General features: G+C 40.8%; 10 protein-coding genes and 3 pseudogenes. 6 read left to right on the top strand and 7 right to left on the bottom strand.

What is annotated here, in order from left to right; translation table 11 throughout:
- Positions 1-12: 12 nt before the first annotated feature.
- On the bottom strand, positions 13-1,209 hold the full coding sequence (gene kbl / locus BDD26_RS00615; protein WP_038263523.1) for a glycine C-acetyltransferase: 1,197 nt from the start codon (positions 1,207-1,209) through the stop codon (positions 13-15).
- A 237-nt stretch (positions 1,210-1,446) separates the two neighbouring features.
- Between kbl and rfaD the strand changes: the two genes are divergently transcribed.
- Genes rfaD through rfaC form a run of 3 tightly spaced genes read left to right on the top strand, consistent with a single transcriptional unit; the run spans position 1,447 to position 4,424 of the window.
- Positions 1,447-2,385 (top strand): ADP-glyceromanno-heptose 6-epimerase, encoded by a 939-nt coding sequence (gene rfaD, locus BDD26_RS00620; RefSeq protein WP_038263518.1) that lies wholly within the window; start codon positions 1,447-1,449, stop codon positions 2,383-2,385.
- 9 nt (positions 2,386-2,394) lie between these two features.
- Positions 2,395-3,447: an ADP-heptose--LPS heptosyltransferase RfaF gene (rfaF, locus tag BDD26_RS00625; protein ID WP_115827468.1), complete on the top strand. Its 1,053-nt coding sequence runs from the start codon at positions 2,395-2,397 to the stop codon at positions 3,445-3,447.
- Positions 3,447-4,424: a lipopolysaccharide heptosyltransferase RfaC gene (gene rfaC, locus BDD26_RS00630; RefSeq protein ID WP_115825287.1), complete on the top strand. Its 978-nt coding sequence runs from the start codon at positions 3,447-3,449 to the stop codon at positions 4,422-4,424. Before rfaF ends, rfaC begins: the two co-directional genes overlap by 1 nt.
- On the opposite strand, the gene BDD26_RS00635 is transcribed toward rfaC, so the two are convergent.
- From BDD26_RS00635 to BDD26_RS19865, 6 genes and pseudogenes are all read right to left on the bottom strand, one after another.
- The gene (locus BDD26_RS00635) at positions 4,404-5,294 is read right to left on the bottom strand and encodes a GNAT family N-acetyltransferase (RefSeq protein WP_115825288.1); all 891 of its coding nucleotides are present in this window, start codon (positions 5,292-5,294) and stop codon (positions 4,404-4,406) included. The two genes, rfaC and BDD26_RS00635, sit on opposite strands and share 21 nt — an antisense overlap.
- 96 nt (positions 5,295-5,390) lie before the next feature.
- Positions 5,391-6,357, bottom strand: a pseudogene (locus BDD26_RS00640) (polysaccharide deacetylase family protein).
- Between the two features lie 36 nt (positions 6,358-6,393).
- Positions 6,394-7,416 (bottom strand): glycosyltransferase family 9 protein, encoded by a 1,023-nt coding sequence (locus tag BDD26_RS00645; protein ID WP_115825289.1) that lies wholly within the window; start codon positions 7,414-7,416, stop codon positions 6,394-6,396.
- 110 nt (positions 7,417-7,526) lie between these two features.
- Positions 7,527-8,631: pseudogene (locus tag BDD26_RS00650) on the bottom strand (glycosyltransferase).
- Positions 8,628-9,758 (bottom strand): glycosyltransferase family 4 protein, encoded by a 1,131-nt coding sequence (locus tag BDD26_RS00655; RefSeq protein WP_115825290.1) that lies wholly within the window; start codon positions 9,756-9,758, stop codon positions 8,628-8,630. The pseudogene BDD26_RS00650 and the gene BDD26_RS00655 overlap by 4 nt, the downstream one beginning before the upstream one ends.
- A pseudogene (locus tag BDD26_RS19865) lies at positions 9,755-9,901 on the bottom strand (putative lipopolysaccharide heptosyltransferase III); the annotation flags it as partial. The pseudogene BDD26_RS19865 and the gene BDD26_RS00655, both read right to left, overlap by 4 nt.
- Positions 9,902-10,044: 143 nt before the next feature.
- Between BDD26_RS19865 and waaA the strand changes: the two are divergent.
- Genes waaA through coaD form a run of 3 tightly spaced genes read left to right on the top strand, consistent with a single transcriptional unit; the run spans position 10,045 to position 12,577 of the window.
- Complete coding sequence (gene waaA, locus BDD26_RS00665; protein ID WP_038263495.1) at positions 10,045-11,322, top strand: lipid IV(A) 3-deoxy-D-manno-octulosonic acid transferase; 1,278 nt, start codon at positions 10,045-10,047, stop codon at positions 11,320-11,322.
- Positions 11,322-12,098 (top strand): glycosyltransferase family 2 protein, encoded by a 777-nt coding sequence (locus BDD26_RS00670; RefSeq protein WP_115825291.1) that lies wholly within the window; start codon positions 11,322-11,324, stop codon positions 12,096-12,098. Before waaA ends, BDD26_RS00670 begins: the two co-directional genes overlap by 1 nt.
- The gene (gene coaD, locus BDD26_RS00675; protein WP_115825292.1) at positions 12,095-12,577 is read left to right on the top strand and encodes a pantetheine-phosphate adenylyltransferase; all 483 of its coding nucleotides are present in this window, start codon (positions 12,095-12,097) and stop codon (positions 12,575-12,577) included. The genes BDD26_RS00670 and coaD overlap by 4 nt, the downstream gene beginning before the upstream one ends.
- Positions 12,578-12,600: the final 23 nt, after the last annotated feature.

Here is a 12,600-nt window from a genome sequence, read left to right on the forward strand (position 1 = left end):
GTAATAGATACCTTATACAATAACATTCAACTGCTTACCGATACGTGTAAATGCAGCCACAACACGTTCAATTTGTTCTTCGGTATGAGCAGCAGAGATCTGGGTACGAATACGTGCCTGACCTTTAGGAACCACAGGGTAGAAGAAGCCAATTACATAAATGCCTTCTTTCAGCAGCTCAGAGGCAAATTCCTGCGCCAGCTTTGCATCCCCCAACATAACCGGGATGATGGCGTGATCTGCACCCGCCAGTGTAAAACCAGCAGCCGTCATTTTTTCACGGAACAAGTTGGCATTTCTCCAGAGACGTTCACGCAGATCGTCTCCCTCTTTCAACATATCCAACACCTTGATGGATGCCGCAACAATAGCCGGAGCGAGGGAATTAGAGAACAGGTAAGGACGTGAACGCTGACGCAGCCATTCCACCACTTCTTTACGTGCGGCAGTATAACCACCGGACGCTCCACCTAATGCTTTACCGAGTGTGCCAGTGATGATGTCAACACGCCCCATGACATCACAATATTCATGAGTACCACGGCCGTGCTTGCCAACAAACCCTACCGCATGAGAATCATCAACCATGACCAGCGCACCAAACTCATCCGCCAGATCACAGATAGATTTCAGATCCGCAATGACACCATCCATTGAGAACACACCATCAGTCGCGATCAGGATATTCTGAGCACCTTCTGCTTTTGCCTTCTCCAACTGTGCTCTTAATTCCTGCATGTCATTATTGGCATAGCGATAACGTTTCGCTTTACATAGGCGAATACCATCAATGATAGAAGCGTGGTTCAGTGCATCTGAAATAATGGCGTCTTCTGGACCGAATAATGTTTCAAACAGACCACCATTAGCATCAAAACATGAGGAGTATAGAATGGCATCTTCCAGGCCTAAAAATTCAGCTATTTTGTTTTCTAATTCTTTATGGGAGTCTTGCGTACCACAAATAAAACGCACGGATGCCATACCAAAGCCGTGGCTATCCATTCCTGCTTTTGCCGCAGTGATCAGGTCAGGGTGATTAGCCAACCCTAAGTAGTTATTAGCACAGAAATTAATGACGTTGTTGCCATCAGCAACGGCAATATCGGCATTTTGCGCAGAAGTAATGATACGTTCACTTTTGAATAGCCCTTCCGCACGGGTTTGTTCCAACTGATCACTAATTTTCTGATAAAACAACGCTGTCATTTTTCTCTCCTGAGTACCTGAAGTAAGTGAAAGGCATGGTGTATCTTACTTATAGATCCTGCCAGTGACGACACAGTCACAAAGATAATATCAACTTTGTAAAGCTGATCACGGCTTTGAGACTATGATGCAGCAGGATTTCAGGATATTCCCCTATTTCACCTGCTGTCGTCAGTGGGGTTAAGTGATATGATACGCATTAAAATAAAGTGAACTGACTATTTAGAGGTGGGCCAAATGATTATTGTCACTGGCGGCGCAGGGTTTATTGGCAGCAATATTGTCAAGGCACTGAATGACGAAGGCTATAAGGATATTCTGGTTGTTGATAATCTGAAAGACGGTACAAAGTTCGTAAATCTGGTTGATTTGGATATCAGCGATTATATGGACAAGGAAGATTTCATTGCCAGTATCGTTGCAGGTGATGATTTGGGCGATATTGATGCTATTTTCCATGAAGGTGCTTGTTCATCCACAACTGAATGGGATGGAAAGTATATGATGGACAATAACTATCAGTACTCTAAAGATGTATTGCATTACTGCCTTGATCGTCAGATCCCATTCCTGTACGCCTCTTCTGCCGCAACTTATGGTGGCCGCAGTGATAATTTTATTGAAGAACGCCAGTATGAGAAACCTCTCAATGTTTATGGCTATTCAAAATTTCTTTTTGATCAGTATGTTCGCGATATTTTGCCACACGCAGATTCTCAAATTTGTGGCTTCCGTTATTTCAATGTATACGGGCCACGTGAAGGACATAAAGGCAGTATGGCCAGTGTCGCCTACCATTTGAACACCCAAATTAACCAAGGCCAGAACCCGAAATTATTTGCAGGCAGCGAACATTTCCAACGCGATTTTATTTATGTTGGTGACGTTGCAGCGGTAAACCTGTGGTTCTGGAAAAATAGTGTTTCCGGCATTTTTAACTGCGGTACAGGCCGGGCTGAGTCTTTCCAGGCCGTTGCTGACGCCGTTATTGAATTCCATAAGGAAAAATCCCCTGCCGTAGAATACATTGAATTTCCAGAAAAGCTAAAAGGTCGCTATCAGAGCTTTACTCAGGCTGATCTGACAAAACTTCGCGCAGCAGGTTATGACAACTCATTCAAAACCGTTGCTGAAGGTGTTACCGAATATATGCAATGGCTCAATCAGGATAATTAATTGACCTTTATGAAGATATTGGTGATCGGCCCATCGTGGGTGGGTGACATGATGATGTCTCAAAGCCTCTACCGCACCTTGAAAGCTTTGTACCCAGATGCAGAAATTGATGTGATGGCACCAGCATGGTGCCGACCATTACTGGCAAAAATGCCGGAAGTTAATCAGGCGCTGGCAATGCCGCTGGGACACGGGACATTTGCGCTTAGTGAACGTCGCCGTCTTGGGATAGCACTGCGTGAAAGTGAATATGATCGCGCTTATGTACTCCCTAACTCCTTCAAATCTGCTTTGGTGCCTTTCTTCGCCAATATCCCTCTGCGTACAGGCTGGCGTGGTGAAATGCGCTATGGTTTGCTGAATGATATCCGCGTCCTGAATAAAAGTGCTTTTCCACTCATGGTTCAGCGTTATGTTGCTCTCGCTTATGATGGGAAAACTGTACGCAGTGCTGAAGATCTTCCCCAACCATTGCTATGGCCTCAATTGGCTGTCAGTGATGAAGATATTGCAGAATCCACAACAGCTTTTAACATCGCCGATCATCGTCCTATTATCGGTTTTTGCCCCGGTGCAGAGTTTGGCCCGGCTAAACGCTGGCCACATTATCATTACGCAAAACTGGCTGAACAGTTAATTACTCAAAAAGGTTATCAAATCCTGTTATTTGGTTCAGCTAAGGATAATGAAACTGGTGAAGATATCCGGGCACTTCTGAGTGGAGAGGCACGGGAAAACTGCCTTAATCTTGCAGGCCAAACCTCTCTTGAACAAGCGGTCAATATTATCGCAGCGTGTGATGCCATTGTTACAAATGACTCAGGTTTGATGCATGTCGCATCAGCCCTGAACCGCCCTCTGGTAGCATTATATGGGCCGAGTAGCCCCGATTTCACTCCACCACTGTCAGACAAAGCCGAAGTGATCCGTCTGATTACGGGTTACCATAAGATCAGAAAAGGTGACAGTGCGGGTGGTTATCATCAGAGTCTTATTGATATTCAACCAGAGCAGGTTTTAGCCTCATTGGAAAAACTTTTACAGGCGGAGAACCAGAGTTAATGCGTGTTTTACTGGTAAAGACGTCTTCAATGGGCGATGTGTTACATACCCTGCCTGCACTGACAGATGCCATGCGATACATCCCGGGGATTCAATTTGATTGGGTCGTTGAAGAGGGATTCGCCCAAATACCCGCATGGCATAGTGTGGTTGAAAATGTTATTCCTGTTGCCATTCGTCGCTGGAGAAAAAATTGGTTCAGGAAAGATATCCGTGAAGAACGCGCACGTTTCAGGGAACAATTACAGCAACGAAAATATGATGCAATTATTGATGCTCAGGGGCTATTAAAAAGTGCCTTTTTGGTGACACGTTTAGCCCATGGCCCAAAACATGGCTATGACAAAAAAAGTATCCGTGAGCCACTGGCCAGCTTTTTCTACGATCAACGCCATTCTGTGAGCAAACAGCAACATGCTGTAGAACGAATTCGTGCATTGTTTGCAGAGAGTCTCGGTTATCAAAAACCGGTAGAATCAGGTGATTATTCTATCGCCCGTCACTTTCTGAACCAGCAGTCAGAACGTGGAAATGATTATCTGGTATTCCTGCATGCCACCACTCGTGATGAGAAACATTGGCCAGAAAACCACTGGCGGCAACTGATCGCAGAGATTCAACCAATGGGTATGCGCATCAAGCTACCTTGGGGAGCAGAACATGAATACCAGAGAGCATTACGGCTGGCAGACGGTTTTTCTCATGTTGACGTGTTACCAAAATTAACATTAGCAGAAGTCGCACAGGCTCTTGCTGGCACAAAAGCTGTGGTATCTGTTGATACAGGGTTAAGTCACCTCACTGCCGCCCTGGATCGTCCAAATATTACTCTGTTTGGCCCGACAGACCCTGGTTTGATTGGTGGGTATGGAAAAGAACAGCATACCTTGAAATCAGTGGATAATACGATGCAGAGTATTACTCCGGCAGAAGTCATGCTGTTCTTGCAAAATATATTAAATAAGAACCTTGCCTAGTGGGAATGTCTCACACCAACGGCTTTTATATTCAAGAGTAGGATTACCCAATGAGTAACGCATAGTCTTATCTGTTGCCTGACATAATGCTTTTGCTTCCTGGATATTAACCCACATCAAAATGCTACCAACACTGAGATGTGCATACTCAGGATCATATCCTCCATTAATAGCATCAAATGAAATCCATTCAGGACTATCGGCCCGTAATACAAAATCGTACGCACAAGGTGAACCATTAATAAGTAACACGTAACCAAATATATGCTCTCGAAGCTCTGTGTATATTTCAAGCAAACGCTGACGTTCTTCTGGCGAATGATTATAATCCCAACGCTTTTGATATAAATTGGTGTAGATATCGACCAAACTTTCAGCACTGAATTCACTTGAAGGACGAATTTCTCCGCCTGCGCGCGTGAATTTGTTTATCTCATTTTTGCGGTTCCGGCGGGTTTTGTAGGAGAAATTTTCTTTAATCAGGCAGATTTGACGCTTACTAAAAGGAGCATTATAGCTGGCATTTATAAAATTATTTTTATGAATAGGAGTTAATCTTTTTGATTTTATAGGTAAAAATAACTTCGCATCGGCTGCGACAGGGAAAATCACTTCATCATAAGGGAGTGGATATGTACCCTGGATTTTTTCTACTAATTTTTGGTTTTTAACAAAGAAGCAAGCTCCCTTAACGACAGTTCCTTTTTCTTTAAAATAGAAGGAGAGCGGGTTGCCTTCAATATGCCTAGTTAAAAAAGAGACGATGTTGGGATGTGTTAATACACAACCGCCAAAAAGAGCGTGAACTTCTTTATATTGTTCGAAATTACATTTTTTCCATCCCCAAAAAAATGATTTGATTTTTCCCATATCCTATTCCGTAAAATGGCTTTTTAATGTTAAGTTAATTTTTTTACTACTTTATAAAAAATGTTTTTTATTTCCAATAATAGTTTGGACTGTTAATTATAAAAATGCATTACTTTTATAGTTATAAAATTCCGACAATGTCATACCATGGACCAGTGGTTTCAAGAATCCAAACAATCCTTCTAAATCTTGGTAAAGCAAATCAATTTTTTTCTTCCGTCTGAAAAGTCGGACTTCCTCCCGGCATAAACTCTGATGAATGCAACATGAATTCAACATAGTCATTACCAGATGCCAAAGTTTGCCGGACGACAGCTTTCATCTGTTCCAGATTACCCCCTTTTGGGCGCAACCAATTAACTGATGGAGAGCGCTTTTTCCCTCGCACATGATCATATTTTTGTTTAATAAAATTCATGATCGGAGAATGCTTATACTGAATACTCATTGGTACTTGTAATAATGAAGAGTCGCCTTCTTTAGCAATATCCTGCAAATCCATAAAATAAGCATGAGATGGAAAACGGCTATAATCTGTTCCGCCATTTCCATTCGGATCTCCCTTGGTAAAACGCCAGTTAACCTTCGGAGTAACAGAGCAATCTACCTGATAACCATATTCGGCCAATAATTGAGCATAATATTCGTTAAATGCCCAGCGACCAGCCCGGTGACTCAGCATTTTGGTCTGAAGTTTTTCTTCAAGAAGATTTGTTATCAAATCAATTTTTGCTTTTATCTGATTTTTAGGATATTCAATCAGATAAGGCTTATAGTGCATATCATCGTCAGTCAGAGGAACAATAGGTGGATTGTTCCAGGCATGCAAATGCATACCGATTTCACCTGTGTTTCTGGCAATTACATCCTTGGCAAATTCGATATAACTATCATCCATCGCCATTTCATAGTTTGTTAGCCAGACGGGTTTGAATCCAAAACGCTCACATAGGCTTTGAAACCTGGGCAGATATTGCGTATTTTCGGTAGAAATTTTATCGCTATTTTGCCAAAGGTTATCACCTTCAGTATCAATTGTGATGATGAATGCTGGTTTGGTCATGAAAAAGATACCTTATTACAGAAACATGAAACATTATTACTCAGTGAAAGTATACAAGGATAAAAAGACATCTATCTTTTCTAAGATAACCTCCAGCGGTATTTCACTGATTTTACTATTGATATTTTCCTGTACTAATTGGACAGCATTTTTATTTCCCGGCCCCCACACATCATTGTTGATAAAATTGCCATGTTTATCATTACCATATAGTGCGATTGTATTTTTCTCATACGCCGCCGCAACATGCACAATTGAGGTATCTGGTGAAATAATCAAATCAGCATGTTTTATTATTTCTACAGCACCGAGAAAATTGCAAAATGGGTTGAAAATACAGTTATCCAAATACGAAATCATACTTATTTTTTCGGGGCTACCAATCAATACAATATTGACTGACTGATATGAATAACCAATATGAGATGTTATTCCAATCAATTGTTCTTTAGAAAGATCTCTCTTTTCATCAGCAGCAAAGGGATTAATAACAACAGTTACCTTTCCTGGCAAATGAGAGTAAAAGTCACGCACTTTATCCTTGATACCATCAGGAACACAGATGTCATACTGCATATTATAATTATAAATCTCCATATGATTCATTAAAGATTTATATCTTTCTGTAATATGTAAATTATAACCTAAGTAGGTTATGTTTTTGTTATAAATATTTATTTTATCTTTATTAAACCCAATTACATGATTAGAATTAATCAGTCTTATAAACAAAAGATAAATAACAGGAATTTGATCACCCATATCAATAATGAGATCATACTTTTCCTGTTTCAATTTCAATCCTAACTTAAGTATATCTGTATTTTTATCAGGATAGAAATATACCTTATCTATATGTGGATTATTTTCTATCACACAATAATTAGTTCGACCTGATAATACATGTAATTCATATCCTTGCTGAGACAATGCTTTTAAAACCGGTGTGGATACAATCATATCACCAATTTTATTATCATCTCGTAAAAAAAGAACCTTTTTGACACCTGTAAGAGAAAATTCTCTTTTATCCCATTTATCAATAAAAATTTTACTCATATTAAATCTTATTTTTTTTGAAAAAATAATTTTTTCTTCTATTTAATTCACGTAATTTTTTAAATTTTTTTTCAGTCATTGGAATATCTCAAATAATAACATCAAAAATTTTACTGCTTTATCAAGGAAAAATATTCACCAAGTACAACATCCAAATCAAATTTCTTATACATATTTTCCGTAATGAAAGGAGGATTCTGATAAACCAAACGCATTTTTTTCTGCTAATGATTCTGAAGTAAGTTCTGATTTATATTGTTCTAATTCTCCCACCATAATCTCACTGATCCCACCAGGGCAATTTGTGCTGACAACTGGAGTCTGGCAGATCAAAGCCTCAATTAATACATTGCCTAAACCTTCGCTATCTGAACTCAAAACAACAGCTTTAGCTTCACGTATCACGGGCAGAGGATTTGTTAAAAACCCAATTAGTTTAACTCTGGATTGTAAACCAAGTTCCACAATTTTCTGTTTAATTTTATCAGTCATTTTTTTATCGCCATGACCTGCAATTAATAAGTTGCAAGGAATAGCAGCCATGGCAAATGCTTCTAACAAACGATCATGGCGTTTCACCTCGTGAAATCGTCCAAGATGGAGAATATAATCTTGACCTGAATATGGATTGTTTTCCAATGAATTCAGTTTAATTTCAGTTATGTTGAATGGGTTGTAAATAGTGACCATTCTTCTGGCAGTAACAGATAGATTTTTCTGTAAATCCAAGCCAACTGCATCAGAAACACAAATTAAATTACGATCCTGATAAACACGCTGAATTTTATGTTTCTTAAGCCAACGTGCCAGACCTGTTTTATTTTCGAGGTAAGATTTAGAAAATACACCATGAATACAAAACCATACATTCAAATTTTCTAATACCTTAGATTTTGCAACTATACGATCGGTTTTGTGTAAATTGGATATTACCAGCGCAGGAATTCCTTTTTGCCGCAAGATTTTTTCCAAAACCTTATCCATTGATTTCGCTCTACGAAAAATTTCAGTCTGTCTTCTAAAAGGACCTGCATATTTATCAGCATCAATAACCAAGTCAACATGTTCAGGAATCGAATATTCGCATTTATCAGACAATGATAGTAATGTGATATCAAAACCTTTCTGTTGCAATCCACGGCACAGGCGTACTACGACATTTTCAGCACCACCACCCGGCAATCCATCAATGATAAACAGGATATGCCCTTTCATAAAGAAAGCACCCTGCTATACAGCTCAGTAAGCTGCTGAGATAAATAAGCCGGAGTATAACCCGTTATCTTTTCTTTTGCTGACATAGCGATTTTACTGGTCAAATGATCTGAAGGTATAAAGGAAATCCTCTCAGATAATCCCTTTATATCTAAAGCATCACATACAAAGCCATTTACTTCCGAGTCAATGAACTCAGCTCCGCCACAGGTTTTACTGGTTATAACCGGTAAGCCACATGCCATTGCTTCCAGTATGACATTCGGGAAAGGATCATATAACGTCGGTAGTAATAGACCATCAGCCATTTGATAAAATGGCAGTGTCTTTTTTTGTACGCCTAAAAACCTAATGCGAGTATAGCAGCCAAGAGAATGAGCTAGTTGTTTATATTTATTTTCTTCCTTGTCCTGCCCGATCACCAATAGATAGGCTTCTGTCTTGCTAATTGCTTCAATTGCAGCTTTCAGCCCTTTTCTTTCAAAACCCGACCCAACATATACGAGACATTTAGCCCGTGCTGGGATGGCATATTGCTGTCGCAAGATAACTCGTTCCTCTTCTCCGGCAGGAAAAAACTGTGATCGATCAATAGCATTATAAATCACAGAAATTTTCTCTTCTGGTAGATCAAAATCTTCCATAACTTCCTGTTTGACCATCTCAGAGTTACAGATAACTTTCTTCAACTCTGGAGACAAATACATTCTTTTTTCTGCATCCATGACATAACGGTGGTATCGGCTGACAAAAAGCAGTTTACTTTTCCAGGCTGGCAGAATTCTCGATCTTTGTTGCAACCACCGCTGATGTACACCATCGCCAGCCCGGTAAATATCACATCCCGCTATTCGTTCATGGCTTTGGACGATATCGAATTGTTCCTTTTGCCAAAGAGCTCTGGATGCTTCGGCAAACCCTTTCTCACGGCTAATGCGTCCCCATTTCAACGGATTGGCCAAGTGCACATGCCAGTTTGGATTTATACTTCCCTGCCAGGAGCGGGTAATAACATTTAATTGTAGATTTTCATTACCCAATGCTTCTAAAGCTCTGGAAATGAAACGTTCAGCACCACCATCAGGGCGATATTTTTGCCGGACAATGGCAAGACGAACAGGTTTCATGATAAATATCTCCGAGCAATTTCAATCACAACATTTGTCGCGATCAAACTTAAATAGCGATTATCTGTTTTAGTATCAATTTCATCAGGGTCCGGTAATTTACCGTAATTTCCTGCCCAGATCACTTCCCCATTGCCCTGCCATGCAAAGCATCATCCTTAATAGATACTAAATCCGTCAGACAGGTTCTTTTTAAGGGAATACGAACAACCTATCCGCATTTTGCACACTTTCTTCAAGCCGATGTGATACTATAGCCGCAATCTATTTCAGTGAATTTGATAGAATGTTGCTTCGCTTATATCAGGTACTTCTCTACCTTATCCAGCCTATTATCTGGTTGCGCTTATTACTGCGCAGCCGTAAATCTCCGGCGTACCGTAAACGCTGGAGTGAACGCTATGGTTTTTGTGCCCAAAAAGTTACTCCCGGAGGAATATTACTCCATTCGGTTTCAGTTGGAGAAACATTAGCTGCTATTCCTCTCGTCAGGATCTTACGGCATCACTATCCTTTTCTGCCAATTACTGTAACAACCATGACACCAACTGGCTCCGAAAGGGTACTTTCCGCACTAGGGGATGATGTTAACCACGTTTACCTGCCGTATGATTTGCCTGGTTCTATGAGTCGTTTCCTTGATAACGTTAATCCCAAGTTAATGATTATTATGGAAACCGAGTTATGGCCTAATTTGATAGCCCAATTACACCAACGTGGTATACCGCTGGTTATTGCCAATGCAAGGCTTTCAGCCCGTTCCGCCGCTGGTTATCAGAAAATTAACAGTTTTATTAAAGCCATTTTAAACAAAATAACGTTGATCGCTGCACAAAATCAGGAAGATGGCGAACGTTTTATTGAATTAGGGCTGAAACGTAGCCAACTGGCTGTCACAGGCAGTCTCAAATTCGATATTTCTGTTACACCTGAATTGGCCGCTAAAGCGGTGACTCTGCGTCGTCAATGGGCTGCTCATCGGCCCGTATGGATTGCAACCAGCACCCATGATGGTGAAGAAACCATCATACTGGATGCACATAAAAATTTATTGAAACAACATCCCGATTTGCTGCTGATTTTGGTTCCCCGCCATCCTGAACGTTTTGCTAAAGCGGAAGAATTAACCCAAAAAATAGGATTAAGCTCGGTATTAAGGAGTTCTGCTACCATACCCGATGCCAATGTTCAGGTTGTTATTGGTGATACTATGGGTGAACTGATGCTGCTGTACGGTATTGCGGATTTAGCCTTTGTCGGAGGCAGCTTAATCGAACGTGGTGGTCATAATCCACTGGAAGCTGCGGCTCATGCAATCCCTGTTATTATGGGGCCACATACTTTCAATTTTAAGGATATCTGTGCCAAGCTGGATAAAGCTGATGGGCTTATTACTGTGACAGATAGCCAATCTTTGAGTACCGCTGTTAATAGCCTGCTGACGGATGAAGACTACCGTCTTTATTACGGTCGTCATGCCGCGGAAGTCTTACACGAGAATCAGGGTGCACTACAACGATTGTTAAAATTACTGGAGCCCTATCTTCCACCACGGAGCCATTGATGAGCACGAGAAAACGTCTGTCCGTCGTCATGATTGCCAAAAATGCCGCCGACTTGATTGGTGATTGCCTGTTATCTGTCGGCTGGGCAGATGAAATTATCGTTCTGGACTCTGGTAGTACTGATGCAACTTGTCAAATAGCCAAAGAAATGGGAGCCAAAGTTTACACTAATACTCAATGGCCTGGTTTTGGCCCTCAGCGGCAACTCGCACAGTCTTATGCCAGTGGTGATTACATTTTCATGATTGATACAGATGAACGAGTCACTCCTGAGTTAAGGGCTTCAATCGAACAAGTTCTGGAAAATCCCGACGATAATAAAGTCTATGCCTGCGCGCGTCTTAATCTATTCATGAGCCGGTTTATGAAACACAGTGGCTGGTATCCTGATAAAGTTATTCGTCTCTATTGCCGTGAACGTTATCAATATAACGATAATCAGGTTCATGAATCACTGGATACCCGAGGCGGGCGTATCATGACATTGAAAGGTGATTTACGTCATTTAACTTGCCGCAATCTGATGGAATTCCAGCAGAAGCAATTGAATTATGCGAAAGATTGGGCCAAACATCGCTACGGGCAGGGTAAAACAACCCGTTATTCTTCCATTATCAGCCATACATTGGGAGCATTTTTCAAAACGTGGCTGTTAAGAGCGGGTTTCCTTGATGGTAAACAGGGGTTAATGTTAGCGATTGTCAATGCTCAATACACATTCAATAAATATGCAGCACTCTGGGAGCTGACCCAAGCAGAGAGTCAAAGACAATGAAAAAAAAAGCAATTTACCCCGGTACTTTTGATCCTATTACCTATGGTCATCTCGATATAGTGACCCGTGCCGCAAATATGTTTGATCATGTTTTACTTGCCATCGCCAGTAGTGACAGAAAAAACCCTATGTTCAACCTTGAAGAACGTGTCGCATTAGCAAAAGAAGTCACTGCTCATTTGGATAATGTTGAGGTTGCAGGATTCAGTGAGTTGATGGCTAATTTTGCTAAAAAACAACAGGCGACGATCTTAATTCGTGGGGTACGTTCAGTTTCTGATTTTGAATATGAGTGGCAACTCGCCAATATGAATCGACATTTTATGTCTGAGCTGGAAAGCGTCTTCCTGTTGCCTTCTCAAAGTCTGTCCTTTGTTTCATCATCCTTAATCAAAGATGTTGCTCGCCATGACGGTAATGTTTCATCATTCCTGCCAGAGCCTGTTGCTCTGGCAATGTTAAAGAAATTAGGTAAATAATACTCTTCGGGGGGCAATTAAGC

Origin of the sequence: Xenorhabdus cabanillasii (assembly GCF_003386665.1) — a bacterium.
Lineage (GTDB): Bacteria > Pseudomonadota > Gammaproteobacteria > Enterobacterales > Enterobacteriaceae > Xenorhabdus > Xenorhabdus cabanillasii.